General features: G+C 66.8%; 14 protein-coding genes. 5 read left to right on the top strand and 9 right to left on the bottom strand.

The window, feature by feature from the left end; genetic code table 11:
- Nucleotides 1–21: 21 nt before the first annotated feature.
- Nucleotides 22–1,020, bottom strand: coding sequence for a 4-hydroxy-3-methylbut-2-enyl diphosphate reductase (gene ispH, locus HT578_RS06210; protein ID WP_039392526.1), 999 nt, complete (start codon nt 1,018–1,020; stop codon nt 22–24).
- A gap of 68 nt (nt 1,021–1,088) precedes the next feature.
- Between ispH and HT578_RS06205 the strand changes: the two genes are divergently transcribed.
- On the top strand, nt 1,089–1,748 hold the full coding sequence (locus HT578_RS06205) for a hypothetical protein (protein WP_213504116.1): 660 nt from the start codon (nt 1,089–1,091) through the stop codon (nt 1,746–1,748).
- A 288-nt stretch (nt 1,749–2,036) separates the two neighbouring features.
- Here the strand turns inward: HT578_RS06205 and HT578_RS06200 are convergent, their stop codons facing one another.
- The 6 genes from HT578_RS06200 to HT578_RS06175 form a co-directional block, all read right to left on the bottom strand.
- Nucleotides 2,037–2,828: a lysophospholipid acyltransferase family protein gene (locus HT578_RS06200; protein ID WP_239026521.1), complete on the bottom strand. Its 792-nt coding sequence runs from the start codon at nt 2,826–2,828 to the stop codon at nt 2,037–2,039.
- A 75-nt stretch (nt 2,829–2,903) separates the two neighbouring features.
- The gene (locus HT578_RS06195; protein ID WP_148625438.1) at nt 2,904–3,329 is read right to left on the bottom strand and encodes a Fur family transcriptional regulator; all 426 of its coding nucleotides are present in this window, start codon (nt 3,327–3,329) and stop codon (nt 2,904–2,906) included.
- 188 nt (nt 3,330–3,517) lie between these two features.
- Entirely contained in the window at nt 3,518–3,964 is a 447-nt protein-coding gene (locus HT578_RS06190; RefSeq protein WP_039392527.1) for a Ros/MucR family transcriptional regulator, read from the bottom strand.
- 171 nt (nt 3,965–4,135) lie between these two features.
- Entirely contained in the window at nt 4,136–4,591 is a 456-nt protein-coding gene (locus HT578_RS06185; protein ID WP_213502756.1) for a GNAT family N-acetyltransferase, read from the bottom strand.
- 44 nt (nt 4,592–4,635) lie between these two features.
- Nucleotides 4,636–5,301, bottom strand: a complete 666-nt coding sequence (gene tsaB, locus HT578_RS06180; RefSeq protein ID WP_213502754.1) for a tRNA (adenosine(37)-N6)-threonylcarbamoyltransferase complex dimerization subunit type 1 TsaB — start codon at nt 5,299–5,301, stop codon at nt 4,636–4,638.
- Nucleotides 5,302–5,356: 55 nt separating this feature from the next.
- Complete coding sequence (locus HT578_RS06175) at nt 5,357–5,935, bottom strand: NifU family protein (protein ID WP_213502752.1); 579 nt, start codon at nt 5,933–5,935, stop codon at nt 5,357–5,359.
- A gap of 214 nt (nt 5,936–6,149) precedes the next feature.
- On the opposite strand from HT578_RS06175, the gene HT578_RS06170 reads away from it, so the two are divergent.
- Nucleotides 6,150–9,125 carry a M16 family metallopeptidase gene (locus tag HT578_RS06170; RefSeq protein ID WP_213502750.1) on the top strand — a complete coding sequence of 992 codons (2,976 nt, stop codon included), beginning with the start codon at nt 6,150–6,152 and terminating at the stop codon, nt 9,123–9,125.
- A gap of 202 nt (nt 9,126–9,327) precedes the next feature.
- Nucleotides 9,328–10,701 carry a class II 3-deoxy-7-phosphoheptulonate synthase gene (locus HT578_RS06165; protein ID WP_039394846.1) on the top strand — a complete coding sequence of 458 codons (1,374 nt, stop codon included), beginning with the start codon at nt 9,328–9,330 and terminating at the stop codon, nt 10,699–10,701.
- Nucleotides 10,702–10,970: 269 nt separating this feature from the next.
- Here HT578_RS06165 and HT578_RS06160 read toward each other — a convergent pair whose 3' ends face one another.
- The gene (locus HT578_RS06160; RefSeq protein ID WP_052322393.1) at nt 10,971–11,354 is read right to left on the bottom strand and encodes a UrcA family protein; all 384 of its coding nucleotides are present in this window, start codon (nt 11,352–11,354) and stop codon (nt 10,971–10,973) included.
- Nucleotides 11,355–11,992: 638 nt separating this feature from the next.
- A complete protein-coding gene (locus tag HT578_RS06155; protein WP_213502748.1) occupies nt 11,993–12,394 on the bottom strand; it encodes a hypothetical protein in 402 nt (133 codons plus the stop codon).
- A gap of 262 nt (nt 12,395–12,656) precedes the next feature.
- Between HT578_RS06155 and HT578_RS06150 the strand changes: the two genes are divergently transcribed.
- Both HT578_RS06150 and arsH read left to right on the top strand, forming a co-directional pair.
- Nucleotides 12,657–13,310: an N-acetylmuramidase domain-containing protein gene (locus tag HT578_RS06150; RefSeq protein WP_039392535.1), complete on the top strand. Its 654-nt coding sequence runs from the start codon at nt 12,657–12,659 to the stop codon at nt 13,308–13,310.
- 201 nt (nt 13,311–13,511) lie between these two features.
- Nucleotides 13,512–14,255, top strand: coding sequence for an arsenical resistance protein ArsH (gene arsH / locus HT578_RS06145; protein ID WP_213502746.1), 744 nt, complete (start codon nt 13,512–13,514; stop codon nt 14,253–14,255).
- The last annotated feature ends 354 nt before the right edge of the window (nt 14,256–14,609 follow it).

Below are 14,609 nucleotides of genomic sequence, written 5' to 3'. Positions count from 1 at the left end.
CTCTTTGGCTTTTCAGGCGGATCAGGTGGTCAGCTGCTTGGGCAGCTTGAAGCTGATCGTCTCGGTGGCGGTGACGAATTCCTGCTGGCTGACATCGCGCAGTTCCTTGAGGCGCGCGATCACTTCGTTGACCAGCGATTCGGGCGCCGAGGCCCCGGCGGTCAGGCCCACCGTATCGACACCCTCCAGCCAGGCGGGGTCGATGTCGCTGGCGCGCTGGATGAGCTGCGCGCAGGCGCCCGACCGCTGGGCGACTTCGGCCAGGCGCAGCGAGTTCGAACTGTTGGGTGCGCCGATCACGAACATCAGCTGGCAGTCGGGTGCCACGCGCTTGACCGCGGCCTGCCGGTTCGAGGTCGCATAGCAGATGTCCTCGGCCTTGGGGGCTGCCACCTTCGGATAGCGCGCCTGGATCGCGGCGATGATCGCGGCGGTGTCATCCACCGAGAGGGTGGTCTGCGAGAGGTAGGCCAGCTCCGCGTCGGCCGGAAAGTCCAGCGCGGCGACGTCCTCGACCGTCTCGACGAGCGTCATGCCGCCCTCGGGGACCTGGCCGAAGGTGCCGATCACCTCGGGGTGGCCGGCGTGGCCGATGAACAGGATGTGGCGCCCGTCCGCGATCTGGCGCTCGGCCTGGCGGTGGACCTTGGAGACCAGCGGGCAGGTCGCATCAAGCCAGTCGAGGCCGCGCTCGGTGGCCGCTGCGGGCACCGACTTGGGCACGCCGTGCGCGGAGAAGATCACCGGAACCCCGTCGGGCACCTCGTCGAGTTCCTCCACGAAGATCGCGCCCTTGGCCTTCAGGCCATCGACCACGAAGCGGTTGTGGACGATCTCGTGGCGCACGTAGACGGGCGGGCCGTATTTCTCGATCGCCCGCTCGACGATCTCGATGGCACGGTCGACACCGGCGCAGAAGCCGCGCGGGGCGGCAATGAAGAGACGGAGCGGGGCCTTGGTCGACGCAGCTTCGCAAGAGGCGGGCGCGGACTCGGCCGGGGATGGAAAGGGCGCGTTCATACTGCGCCCTCTAGCGCTTTGCCGCTTGCATCGCTAGGGCAAGCGCACGCCACTCAAGGGATGTCATGATGAATGCACGCCGCCTGACCGCCACAGTCCTGTTCTCCGCCGCGGCCGCGACGGCCCTCAGCGGCTGCAAGTCGGAAGGTGAGATCGTTCTGAACTCGGGGGTCGGGATCACCGCCGTGCGCAGCGCCTGCCCGGCCGTCGGGATCCCCGATTACACGGGCGACATCACGCTTTTCGGGCCCGGAGGCGCCAAGACCGCCGACAACATCGACGTCACCGCGACGATGACGCAGGTGCGCGCGCAGTGCGGCGAGGGCACCGACAAGGTGACCAGCCAGGTCAACTTCGTCGTGCGCGCCCAGCGCAGCGACACGAACGGCGCACGCCGCGTGACGCTGCCGTACTTCGTCACCGTCCTGCAGGGTGGCAACTCGGTGGTGAGCAAGCGAATCGGCCAGGTCACGCTGGACTTTGCCGACGGCGAAGCGCGCGCCGAGGCCACCGCCAACGGTTCGGCCTTCATCGACCGCGGCGCGGCCACGCTGCCCGCCGAAGTCCGCCAGCGGATCACCGCCAAGCGCCGCCCGGGCGACCAGGACGCCGCGCTCGACCCGCTCGCCGATCCGACCGTGCGTGCGGCCGTGACCCGCGCGACCTTCGAGGTGCTCGTCGGCTTCCAGCTCAACGACGATCAGATCGCCTACAACGCCACGCGCTGAGCGCAGTCGGTTTTCGAAAAAGGGCGCGGCGACGAAGGTCGGCGGCGCCCTTTTTTGTGGAAGAAGAAGATAGTTATTCAAGGGGTTATTACCCCTTGACCCCGGAACCGTCCAAGGCAGTTCGTGCCTTGATCGGAGCGTATGAAGCGTGAGGGTGGCGGAGTAAATGGAGGGGCAAAGCCCCTCAATCCGCATTCCCCTATCACCCTCAAGCCACGCGGCCCGGCACGCCTGCGCTCGACAGTTTGGGGAGCCCGAGGGCGATGGCCCTCGGAAATCTCTTCTTCTTTACGCCAATTTCCCACTCACCGCCGCGATGCGCGCCCGCGCCGCCTGCGCGATGGTCTTGCGGCTGGTGCGTTCCTCGCGCGTCAGGGCGGGCAGGATGTGGACGGTCACCGGGATCGGGCGTGTGCGCGCGAGGATGCGCAGCGCGTTGCCCAGGCCCGGTTCGTCTCCCACCCAGGCGACCTTTTCGGGCTGCGGGCCGTAGTCGAGCCAGACCGGGTGGATCGCGACGTGGGCCAGGTCGCTTTCGAGCGGGGAGAGCAGTGAGGACTTGAACGGGAGCAGGCCGCGCCCGTCGCTCGTCGTGCCTTCGGGGAAGAGGGTGAGGCTGCCGGTTTCGGCAAGGGCGGTGCGCACCTGGTCGGCCTGCTGCGCGACCGAGCGGCGGTCGTGGCGGGCGATGAAGACGGTGTCGTTCATCTCGCACAGGCGCCGCAGGGGGGCAAAGACGGAGAGGCCGTCGTGGGCGACGAAGGCGCAGCCCGTAGTTCCGGCAAGAGCGGGAATATCCAGCCATGACATATGGTTGGAGAGGAAGATCGCGGTCTTGCCCCGGCCCGGCAAGGTGCCCTTCACGCGCAGGCGCAGGCCCGCGATGGCGCCCAGCGTGCGCAGGAAGAGGGGCGGCGCGGGATTGTGCCGCGTGAACAGCGCGAAGACATAATAGGCGGCCACCGCAAGGATCAGGCTGACGAGAAGCGCGCCGATACGCAGGGCGATCAGCGGCCAGCCCAGCAAGGGCGGACGGGGCCAGGGGGCGCCCGGCTCGGTGTCGTGTGCGGGGGAGGTCACGGGCTCAACGGCCCGGGCCGCGCGGCTGGCCGGGGTGACCGGCACGCGCGGGAAAAGGGGGCAAGGGCTGGGGTATCAGCCCTCGTCACGGTCGAGCTTGACGCCGAACAGTTCCATGCGGTGATCGACGAGGCGGAAGCCCAGCTTCTCGGCGATCTGCTTCTGGAGAGCTTCCAGTTCGGGGTCGACGAATTCGACCACGGCGCCGGTCTCGACGTCGATCATGTGATCGTGGTGGGCTTCGGGAGCGGCCTCGTAGCGGGCGCGTCCGTCACCAAAGTCGTGGCGGTCGAGAATGCCGGCTTCCTCGAACAGGCGCACGGTGCGGTAGACCGTGGCGATCGAGATGCCCGGATCGATCGCGGTGGCGCGTTCGTGCAGCTTCTCGACGTCGGGGTGGTCGGTGCTCTCGGACAGAACCTTGGCGATCACGCGCCGCTGTTCGGTAATCCGCAGGCCACGCTCGGCGCAAAGGGCTTCAATGTCGATGGGCTGGCTCACGTCTGACCTGTCTTATGCAAAAGGAAACACCGGCCACAGAGGGCCGGTGTCGTCCCGATACCAAAAGAATCGGGAAAGGGGAAAGGGGGACGGCGAACGTTTGCACTGTTCTCGCCCGGTAAGGTCGGGCCGGGCGAGGTGGGGGGAGCAAGGTTCAGGCGTACCCTCTTTTCCGGTGCGGGCGCCTATCAGGCAGCCACCGCCTTGGGCTTGCGGCCACGGCGGGCGTTGGGCTTGCGGCCCAGGCCGATCTTCTTCGCGAGTTCGCGACGCTTTTCGGCGTAGTTGGGGGCGACCATCGGGTAGTCGGCGGGCAGGTTCCAGCGCGCGCGGTACTCTTCCGGGGTCATGTTGTAGTGCGTCATCAGGTGGCGCTTGAGCATCTTGAGCTTCTTGCCGTCTTCAAGGCAGACGATGTAGTCGGGCTTGATCGAGGCGCGAACCGAAACGGCGGGCTCGGGCTTTTCTTCTTCCACGGCCGTGGTGCCGCCGAGACCGGCAAGTGCGCCGTAAACATTGTTGATCAGCGAGGGGAGATCATCGACCGTAACGCTGTTGTTGCTGACGTGCGCGGCAACAATGTCGGAAGTGAGGGTGATGAGCGTTTCGCTCATGTCGGGCTGAACAGTTTCCATTATATTTTCCTCTATAGCGACCTTGAGGCATTCATTCGTTGGCCGACACATCTGTGACTTGCCGAGAGATGCAATGGCTCAAACGAGCCAATGTTTCAAGTAGTATCGTAAGTTGTTTTGGACTTCGCGCTGCCAAAATGGATGGAAACCTTGAATCTGCCCAATTTAAACTCAGAGATCGCGCGCAAATGTAATCGCGTTGACGCGCTCTCCCGACAATAAGCGGTAGTAGTCGGGGCGTTCGCCGATCTGGTAGAATCCGAATGCGCTGTAAAGGGATTCGGCAGGGTTTCCCTTTCGCATTTCCAGCAACAGCCGTTGCGCACCGCGGTGTTTAGCGGAATTACTAAGTAATTCGAGAAGAGTCTTGCCGAGACCTTTCCCGCGTTCCTGCGGAATTACGGCCAGGAGGAGAAGTTCTTCTTCGTCGAAGCCGTGGCGCGAGAGCGTGAAACCGACCGCGGGGGTCTCTGCCTCGGGGGGATTCCCACAGGCATCGACAAGGCTGTAGTACGTATGTCCAAAAAGTAACGCGTCTTCGACTTGGCGCCGGGTCCAGGCTTCCCCGTATAGAGGGTCGAAGGCCGCGGTCATGACTTCCATCAACTTGTCGAGGTCTTCGGTCATGGGATCCTGCTGGCGGGGACTACTTGTGTTCAAGAGTGCGCAGACTAGCCGGGCAACGTGCCGCCGGGCAAGCGCGCATCGGGCGCGCGGCCATACAGCGGGCTGATGTCGGGCGTGAGGTGGGCCGTGGGAAGCGCGGCGAAAGCGCGGGCATCGGGGAGCAGGGGCTGGGCCGTGCCGTGGCCGCGCGCGGCGACGAGCGCTTCGGCCTCGTTGCCAGTGACGCGCTGGGCGGTGAGGGCCTGCGCGGCGGCGTCCGGTTTGAGCGAGGCGAGCGGCGCCGTGCTGGCGCCCGCCGCATCGAAGCTCTCGACGAACCATTCGCCGTGTCCGCCGGTCATGGCGACATCCACCTGGCCTTCACCGAAGGCCTCGCGCGCCATCGCCGCGACCAGCGCAAGGGTGGGATAGCCCACGATCTCGGCCCCCCAGGCGAGCGCCAGGGCGCGCGCGGCGGCAAGGCCCACGCGCACGCCGGTAAAGCTGCCCGGGCCCAGCGCCACCGCGATGCGGTCGGCCTTGCCGCGTTCGGGCAGCTGCGCGATCATCGGCACCAGCGCCTCGGCGTGGCCGCGCCCGAGCACGCGAAACGTCCCGCCGATCAGCGTATTGCCCTCCAGAAGGGCCACCGAACAGGCCGCCGTGGCGCTGTCGATGACGAGGGTTCGGGCCGGAGGGACGGCGGGGGACGGTGAGGGCGAGGGCGACACGCGGGCGGGCTGACTTTGCTGTTGTCGGGGAGAGGTCGTGAAAAGGGGCGGCCGATCAGGCCGCGCGCACCTCGCTGACTTCGGGCACGTAGTGCTTGAGCAGGCTTTCGATGCCGTGCTTGAGCGTCGCGCTCGAGGAAGGGCAGCCCGAGCAGGCGCCCTGCATCGAGAGGTAGACCACGCCTTCGCGGAAGCCCCGGTAGACGATGTCGCCGCCGTCGTTGGCCACCGCCGGGCGCACGCGGGTCTCGATCAGGTCCTTGATCTGCGCGATGATGTCCGCATCGGCCGGATCGTCGCCCAGGTCCGCGTCCTCGCTCTCGGGCGGGACGGCGATGCCGTTGCCGCTCTGGCGGAACAGCGGGGCCTCGGAAACGAAGTGGTCGAGCAGGATCGAGACGACCTGCGGCTTGAGGCCGGGCCACTCGACGCCGGGCGCCGCGGTGACCGAAATGAAGCCGTGGCCGAAGAAGACGCCGGTGACGTCGCCCAGGTCAAACAGCGCTTCGGCGAGCGGCGAGGCGGCCGCGTCCTCGGGCGAGGTAAACTCGCGCGTGCCGTCGGCCATGACTTCCCGACCAGGCAGGAACTTGAGCGTGGCGGGGTTGGGAGTCGTTTCGGTTTCAATAAACATGATGCCCGCGATTTAGGCTTTTGGGGCTTTTAATCAAGTCATGGGGCGGGTGCGGGACGTTTTGTCCGGGGCTGACAGCGGCGCAGATTGCGGCCGATCTCAACCAAGTTGCCGGTTATAAAGGTTAAAGGTGATATTTGTGCATGAGCGAAGCAGGTGTGCGCGGCGCTCTATTCACTGGCCCTTAATCCGCCCGCATCCTATAGCCTTGGCAATGACCACTATTTCGCGCGCCGCCAGTTCGCTCGCCTGTCTTGCCTTCCTTCTGCAGGTCCCGGTCCCGTCCGCCGCTGCGCAGGACGCATCGCCCCCGTCCACGGACGCCCCCGCGCCGGCCGAGGCCGCTCCTCCCGCGCCGGTGCTGCAGACGAACGAGGAGGACCCCTGGCTCTACCGCGGCAGCAACATCCCGCACGACAAGGCCTGGCACTTCGGCGAGATGGACAACGGCCTGCGCTATGCGGTGCGCAAGAACGGCGTGCCGCCGGGGCAGGTCTCGATCCGCGTGCGGGTGGATGCCGGCTCGCTCTATGAGACCGACGCCGAGCGCGGCTATGCGCACCTTCTCGAACACATGCTGTTCCGCCAGTCGAAGTACATCCCTTCGGGCCAGGCCATCGCCGCCTTCCAGCGGCTGGGCGCGACCTTCGGGACCGACACCAACGCGGTGACCTCGGCGACGCAGACCGTGTTCAAGCTCGACCTGCCCAACGCGACGCCCACCTCGCTCGACGAGACCTTCAAGCTGATGTCGGGCATGGTCACCGCGCCCACGCTTTCGGCCGACAACCTCAAGCAGGACCGCCCGATCGTGCTGGCCGAGATGCGCGAGCGCGGCGGCGCGGCCCTGCGCGTCCAGAACGCGATGCAGGAGACGCTCTACCAGGGCCAGCCGCTCGCCGAACGCCAGCCCATCGGCACGCTCGAGACGCTCAACGCCGCGACGCAGGAGAGCGTGCGCGCCTTCTACAAGCGCTGGTACCGGCCCGATAACGTGACCGTGATCGTCGCGGGCGATGCCGACCCGGCGATGCTGGAAAGCTACGTGCGCAAATGGTTCGGCGACTGGCAGGCCAAGGGTGCGAAGGCCACGCCTCCCAGCTTTGGCGAACCCGCCGCGCCCAAGGGCTTTGCGGGCAACAACCGCGAACTCGCGCCCGTGGGCGAGACCCGCGTGCTGGTCGAGCCCGACCTGCCGCCCTCGCTGCTTGTCGCAACGCTGCGGCCCTGGAACCAGGTCGTCGACAACATCCCCTACAACCAGGGGCTGATGACCGACGCGATTGCCCAGGCGATCATCAACCGGCGCCTCGAGACCCGCGCGCGCGCCGGGGGCAGCTTCCTTTCGGCCTCGGTCAACACCGACAAGATCTCGCGCAGCGCCGACGTCACCTTCATGTCGGTCACGCCGCTGGGCGATGACTGGAAGGAGGCGCTGGAGGACGTGCGCGGCGTGATTGCCGATGCCATGACCCGCGCGCCCACGCAGGCCGAGATCGACCGCGAGGTGGCCGAGCTTGACGTCGCCTTCCAGGTCCCGGTCGAGCAGGAGCGTATCCTGCCCGGCTCCCAGCTGGCCGATGATCTGGTCAACGCGCTCGACATCCGCGAGACGGTCGCCTCGCCCAAGGACGTGCTGCGCATCTTCCGCGAATCGCGCGCATTGTTCACCCCGCAGGCCGTGCTCGACCACACCCGTGGCCTCTTCGCGGGCACCGTGACGCGCGCGCTCTTCACCACGCAGGAGGAGGGCAAGGTCACCGCCACGGCGCTGCGCGACGCGCTGATCGCGCCGGTCGAGCCCGACGCCACCGCGCGCCGGGTCACCAACGCCGAGCCGGTCTCGTTCGACACGCTGCCCGCCATCGGCACGCCGGCGGCCCCTATCGCCGACCAGCCCACTGGCCTTCTCGACATCGAGGAGCTGACCTTTGCCAATGGCGTGAAGGCGCTGCTCTGGCCGGTCGCCGAGGAGCCGGGCCGCGTGGTCGCCAAGGTGCGCTTCGGGGGCGGCACGCGCTCGATCGCGCCGGAAGACGCGCCCTACCTGACGCTGGGCGAATACGCGCTGGTGGGATCGGGGCTGGCAACGCTGGGGCTCGACGATCTCGACGTGATCTCGACGGGCCGCAAGATGGGCTTCGAGTTCACGGTCGATGACGCCGCCTTCCAGCTCAAGGCCGAGACGCGCCCGCAGGATCTGGAAGACCAGCTCTATCTCTTCGCGGCCAAGCTCGACCTGCCGCGCTGGGACGAGAACCCGCTGCGCCGCGCCAAGGCTGCGGCCAAGATCCAGTACGACACCTTCGCCACCTCGCCGCAGGGCATCCTCAGCCGTGATCTGGACTACTACCAGCACGGCAAGGACGCGCGCTTTGCCACGCCCACGCCCGCCGAGATCGACAAGGCGACCCCCGAGGGCTTCAAGCGCGTGTGGTCCAAGGCGCTCGCCGAAGGGCCGGTGGAAGTGCAGATCTACGGGGACTTCGACAAGGCGGCCGCGATTGCCGCGCTGGAGAAGACCTTTGGCGCTCTCAAGCCGCGCGAGGACGCGCGCAGCACCGCGAGTGCGCCCGATATCGCGGCCGCGCAGCCCAGCACGAAGCCGGTTGTCCTGCACCACCATGGCGATCCCGACCAGGCCGCCGCCGTGCTCTCCTGGCCGACCGGCGGGGGCACCCTGGAAATCCGCGAATCGCGCCAGCTGGAAATCCTCACCCAGCTCTTCACCAACCGCCTGATCGATGCGGTGCGCGAGAAGCTGGGCGTGGCCTATTCGCCCTATGTCTATTCGACCTGGCCGGTCGATCTCCAGGCGGGCGGGGCGATCACGGCGGTGGCGCAGGTCGATCCCAAGTCGGTCGACGTGTTCTACCAGACCGCCGAGGAGATCGCGCAGGACCTCATCGCCAACCCGCCGACCGCCGACGAACTGGCCCGCGTCACCGAACCGCTGCGCCAGCAGGTGACGCGCGCGGCGTCGAGCACCTCGTTCTTCATGAACCAGCTGGAAGGCGCGAGCCGCGATCCTTCGCGCTTCGGCTCGGTGCGCTCGGTGCTGATCGACTTTACCCGGACCACCCCGGCCGAGATGCAGGCGCTTGCCGCCAAGTATCTGGGCGAAGGCAATTCCTGGCGGCTTGAGGTGATCCCCGAAGAGGGCAGCGGGAGCAAGGTCGCGGCAAAGTAACGCGCGATGTCCACGCGGCAGGGCTTTCTCAAAAACCCCTGCCGCGCAACCGATTAGCGGTTTTGGGCAAAGCTTCTTTGCAAAAATTGCGGGCAGAGGCTATGGGGCCCGCCTTGCCGAGGCTTCGTGCAAGGTATCCGGGCGCCCGTGGCGACCCGGCAGGAGCGGCCCGGGAGAGGGCCGCATTTCAGGAGTGAACGACGTGGCAAGCAATTGGACCCCGGATGGCTGGAAGGCGCAGGAAGCGCGCCACCTTCCGGTATATGGCGATGAGACCAAGCTGAACGAGGTCGAGGCGACCCTGGCAAAGTTTCCGCCGCTGGTCTTTGCAGGCGAAGCGCGCGAACTGAAGAAGGACCTCGCCGAAGTGGCCGAGGGCCGCGGTTTCCTGCTTCAGGGCGGAGACTGCGCGGAGAGCTTCGCCGAGTTCCACCCCGACAACATCCGCGACACCTTCCGCGTCCTGCTGCAGATGGCCGTCGTGCTCACCTTCGCCAGCAAGCAGCCAGTGGTGAAGGTCGGGCGCATGGCCGGGCAGTTCGCCAAGCCGCGCTCCTCGCCGACCGAGATGGTCGATGGCGTCGAGATGCCCAGCTACTTCGGCGACATCATCAACGGCATCGAGGGCAATGCGCAGGCGCGCCGCAACGATCCCGAACGCATGGTCCAGGCCTATGGCCAGTCGGCCGCGACGCTGAACCTGCTGCGCGCCTTTGCGACCGGCGGCTATGCCAACCTCAGCCAGGTCCACAAGTGGACGATGGAGCACATCGACCGCAGCCCCTGGGGTGAGAAGTTCGCGCAGATGGCCGACCGCATCGGCGAGGCGCTCGACTTCATGTCGGCCTGCGGCGTCGATCCCACGACCGTCCCGCAGCTGCAGGGCACCCAGTTCTACACCAGCCACGAAGCGCTGCTGCTCCCCTACGAGCAGGCCCTGACCCGCCGCGATTCGCTGACCGGCGGCTGGTACGACTGCTCCGCGCACATGCTGTGGATCGGGGACCGCACCCGCTTTGAAGGCTCGGCCCACGTCGAGTTCCTGCGCGGTGTCGAAAACCCCATCGGCATGAAGTGTGGTCCGAGCCTGGAGCCCGACGCGCTCCTCAAGATGCTCGACACGCTCAACCCCAACCGCGAGCCGGGCCGCATGACCCTCATCAGCCGTTTCGGCCATGAGAAGGTCGAGGCAGGGCTCCCCAAGCTGGTGCGCGCGGTGAAGGCCGAAGGGCACCCGGTGGTGTGGTCGTGCGATCCCATGCACGGCAACGTCATCAAGACCGATTCGGGCCTCAAGACCCGCCCCTACGACCGCATCCTCTCCGAAGTGCGCGGCTTCTTCGCGGTGCACCGCGCCGAAGGCACGCACGCGGGCGGCATCCATGTCGAGATGACCGGCCAGGACGTGACCGAGTGCACGGGCGGCGCCATCGCCATCACCGACGAGCGGCTGGGCGATCGCTACCACACGCACTGCGATCCCCGCCTCAACGGCGCGCAGTCGATCGAACTGGCCTTCGAGATGGCGGACCTGCTCAACCTCGAAGCCAACGCGCAGCACCAGGCCGCCGCCTGATCCGCACGCCAGTCCGCTGAAGACACCAAAGGGCAGGGACCGCCGATGTGCGGTTCCTGCCCTTCGTGTGTGCGGGATCGGGGCAGGGAAGGACGCGTTTCAGGGCCCGTGATCCTGACACTTGAGGGCAAAAGAGTATCCTCCGAGGGTCCTCGCCCTCGGGCTCCCCGAACTGTCAGGCTCACCTCCCGCGCGCACCATGGCGTGCGAAAGGCGAGGTCGCCGATTCCGGGGTCCAAGGGGCGATGGCCCCTTGAATCCTCTTCTCCCTACTGCCCCACGCGCAGCGTGGCCCTGTCGAGCGCGGCGAGGCGTTCGGGGTTGCCGCGTGCGGCCATGCGCATGTCCATCAGCGCGTCGCGGTCGGCGTGGGCGCGGGCGAGCGACGTCACGCGGCAGTCGCGCATTTGCGCCATCTCCTGCAATTCGCGCAGGTCCGGCGCGCCGCACACGCTCTTCACCGCGCGCACGAGGCGCAGGTCGAGCGCGTCGCGCCCGCTGGCGCTGTCGAGGTCAAGGTCGCTGTAACGCACGGCAACCGTCGGTAGGTCCTCCCAGACGTGCTTTTGCACGACCACTTCGTTGGACGCCGAGGCGGCGCTTCCCAGCAGCACGCAGCCGAGCGTGCAGGCGGCAATGGTAAGCCTGTTCATGGTACTTCTCCTCTACGGTGCGCAGCCCATGGGGAGCCGCGCGGGACGCAGGTAGAGGCATGTGCGGACAAGGGTGTTCGCACCGGGCAATCGGCCCGTTTCGCGTTCGAATTTCAGGCGTGGGGGACGGGCTGCGTCACTGGGCAGCAAGCTCTCACGAAAGGCGTTGCGTTTCGGTGCGTGCCTGGTCGTCAATCAGGCACCGAGTCGGTGATCGGGATGTCTGGCGGGTCGCCAGGGCATCGGGAAGTTCATCGAGTTTATCGCAACTTATGATTGCGGCGACCTCTCCCTGCGGTAATTTTGGATTATACGCCCCTCTTGCTGTGAAACAAAGTGTTTCATTGGGCGCTGGTGCAGACTGCCCTCAGGACGCGACGAAACGCGGCCAAGGCCCTGCTTTTACGTAGATTTACGGGGGCTGGGCGAACAGGGCGCCGCCGCTGAAGCCACGTATGTGAACAAACCGGAGAAGCAGAAGAATACGTCCGAGGGCCATTGCCCCCGGGCTCCCCAAACTGTCGAGCTCTCGTCCCGCGCGCCACGTGGCGCTAGGAAGGTGAGGCCGCCCGTTTTGGGGTCAAGGGGCGATGGCCCCTTGGAAATAGGCTTTCTGCAAGGTGGCGGTCGCTGCCCGGTCAGCCCCCGCAGCGGCTGTAGTAGCCCTGGCGGCAGGCGCGCACGTCGCGTTCCCAGGCGGCGCGCTCGGCCTCGTAGTCCTGCCGCGCGCGGGCATAACGGCTGCGGTCGTCCTCGTAGGCCTGCATGTCTTCATTGTAGGCGCGGGCACTGTAGTCCGCATAGTCGCGGCGGTCGGCCTCGGCCGCAGCCCAGTCGTCCCAGTCTTGCGCATAGCGGGCATCGCGGCGCGCGACGTAGGCGGCCTGTTCGCGGTTGAGGCGGCGGATCTCGGCGGCATCGGCCTCGCGCGCGGCGCGCGAGCGCATCCCGGGATCGCGCGGATCGTCAGCGAGCGTCGGCGCGCTGGTGACGGCAATGACCAGTGCGGCGAGCGCGGCGGCGCGTGTGAAACCCCTCATCGAATATCCCTCAAGTCCCGGTATGTCCCTTGGGCCTTGCTAGGCGCGAGGGGCACACGATTGCAAAGGCCTTGCGACGAAGCGAGCCGCCATCCAGCGCAGCTCCGGCACGGGTGGCCGAGGCGCGCGCCTCCACAGTAAATTGTCCTGAAATCTCAAGATCCCGGCCTGCCGTTACGGCTTTTGTCATCTTAAATTCTTTGACTCGACTTCGCTTCGGCCCGCATTTTCAGGGTCTGTCGAGCCGTCGGGAGACATCGTCATGAACATTGTCGAGCTGCAATCGGCCGTGGGCGCCAAGCCCGACGGGATCTGGGGCCCCAAGTCGCGCGCGGCGCTGCTGACCGCCTTCACCAATACCCAGGCGCCCGCCATCACCGATGCGGAAGAGGCCGAGCTGGCCGAGCGCCTCCACGTCAGCGTGAAACAGCTGCGCGCGGTGGCGCAGGTGGAATCCTCGGGCGGCGGGTTTGACCGGCAGGGGCGCCCCAAGATCCTCTACGAGCGGCACAAGTTCCACAAGTACACCGGCGGGCGCTGGTCGGTCACGGCCTTCAGCAACCCGCGCTACGGCGGCTACAGCGAAAGCAGCTGGGACAAGCTGGCGGGCGCGATCGTGACCGGCGATGTCGATGCCGCGTTCATGGCCTGCTCCTGGGGCAAGTTCCAGGTGCTGGGGCAGTGGTGGGACGAGTTCGGCTTTGCGAGCCCCTTCGCCTTTGCCTTCAGCACGGTCGCCTCCGAGCTCAAGCACTACGAACTGCTGGCCCATTATGTCGAATACAATGAGTTGAACGACGAAATGGCCGCGCTCTCCACCGATCCCGACGACTGCCGCGCCTTCGCGCGCGCCTACAACGGGGGCGCCTACGCGCGGCTGGGCTACCACACCAAGCTGGCCGCCGCGATGGGGTGAGGGCGCGCAAGGTGAGGTCGATGGTATGGGGAGCCCGAGGGCGATGGCCCTCGGAATCTTCTCTTTGCCTGCTTCGGCGATCTACAAAGGCTTACTGTCGGGCCGTTTGACGCAGATGCATCGCATCGGGTATTTCCGATGGGTTGCCGCCGCAGCCTCGCTGCGATGCGGCCTGTCCCAGCGATGGAGCCTTTGCCCTTCATGTCCGAATACCGTTACCTGCGCGCTCTTCCCGATCCTGACAGCCTGCCCGCGCTGCGCCCCGAATACGCGCACCTGCGCCCCGCGCAGGGGCTGGGCGAACTGGACCCGCCGCCGCGCATCCTGCTCCTCTACGGGTCGCTGCGCGAACGCTCCTACTCGCGCCTTGCGGTCGAGGAGGCGGCGCGCCTCCTGCAGTACTTCGGCTGCGAGACGCGCATCTTCGACCCCCGCGACCTGCCGCTCCCCGACCAGGTGCCGGGGGACGATCACCCGGCCGTCCACGAACTGCGCGAGCATGCGCTGTGGTCCGAAGCGCAGGTCTGGTGCAGCCCGGAGCGCCACGGCCAGATCACCGGCATCATGAAGACGCAGATCGATCACCTGCCGCTGGCGTTCAAGGGCCTGCGCCCCACGCAAGGGCGCGCGCTGGCCGTCATGCAGGTCAGCGCAGGCTCGCAATCGTTCAACTCGATCAACACCTTGCGCGTTCTGGGCCGCTGGATGCGGATGTTCACCATCCCCAACCAGTCCTCGGTCGCCAAGGCCTACGAGGAGTTCGACGAGGCGGGCCGGATGACCCCGTCGAGCTACTACGACCGCATCGTCGATGTCATGGAAGAGCTGGTCCGCTTCACCGTCCTCCTGCGCCCCCACGCCGAACAACTTGTCGACCGCTACTCGGAGCGCAAGGACAAGGACCAGCGGGTGGAAACGCATGTCGAGAAGGCCGGGTTGGCCTGAGGCGGGAGAGAAAGAAATTCAGTCCGAGGGCCATCGCCCTCGGGCTCCCCATACCGTCAACCTCACGTCCTGCGCGCCACGTAGCGCGAGAAAGGTGAGGTCGCCCGTTATGGGGTCAAGGGGCGATGGCCCCTTGAAAAAGGACTTCCTTCTTCGCGGGAAGCCGTTGGACTGCTGGACAATGTCGTCTTGCCGTCCTGCCGCCCTCTAGGTAACCGTGCTCAGTATTCGGGTTCTCGGGCACGTTCCAGGCCCGATGCCCCATGCGCTGGGGAACCGCAGGGCCCTCAAGGCATTGCGCTTGGGGCCCGCGGACATATCTAGGGGGCCAATCTGCGCGCCGGACGCTTGAAC

This window comes from Novosphingobium decolorationis (genome assembly GCF_018417475.1).
GTDB lineage: Bacteria > Pseudomonadota > Alphaproteobacteria > Sphingomonadales > Sphingomonadaceae > Novosphingobium > Novosphingobium decolorationis.
This window is presented reverse-complemented; position numbering and strand designations above follow the sequence as displayed.

Excerpts from the sequence above, each read along its gene's own strand:
- ispH (WP_039392526.1), bottom strand. The coding sequence starts at position 1,020 with ATGAACGCGCCCTTTCCATCCCCGGCCGAGTCCGCGCCCGCCTCTTGC.
- HT578_RS06205 (WP_213504116.1), top strand. The coding sequence starts at position 1,089 with ATGAATGCACGCCGCCTGACCGCCACAGTCCTGTTCTCCGCCGCGGCC.
- HT578_RS06190 (WP_039392527.1), bottom strand. The coding sequence starts at position 3,964 with ATGGAAACTGTTCAGCCCGACATGAGCGAAACGCTCATCACCCTCACT.
- HT578_RS06185 (WP_213502756.1), bottom strand. The coding sequence starts at position 4,591 with ATGACCGAAGACCTCGACAAGTTGATGGAAGTCATGACCGCGGCCTTC.
- HT578_RS06175 (WP_213502752.1), bottom strand. The coding sequence starts at position 5,935 with ATGTTTATTGAAACCGAAACGACTCCCAACCCCGCCACGCTCAAGTTC.
- HT578_RS06170 (WP_213502750.1), top strand. The coding sequence starts at position 6,150 with ATGACCACTATTTCGCGCGCCGCCAGTTCGCTCGCCTGTCTTGCCTTC.
- HT578_RS06160 (WP_052322393.1), bottom strand. The coding sequence starts at position 11,354 with ATGAACAGGCTTACCATTGCCGCCTGCACGCTCGGCTGCGTGCTGCTG.
- HT578_RS06155 (WP_213502748.1), bottom strand. The coding sequence starts at position 12,394 with ATGAGGGGTTTCACACGCGCCGCCGCGCTCGCCGCACTGGTCATTGCC.
- HT578_RS06150 (WP_039392535.1), top strand. The coding sequence starts at position 12,657 with ATGAACATTGTCGAGCTGCAATCGGCCGTGGGCGCCAAGCCCGACGGG.
- arsH (WP_213502746.1), top strand. The coding sequence starts at position 13,512 with ATGTCCGAATACCGTTACCTGCGCGCTCTTCCCGATCCTGACAGCCTG.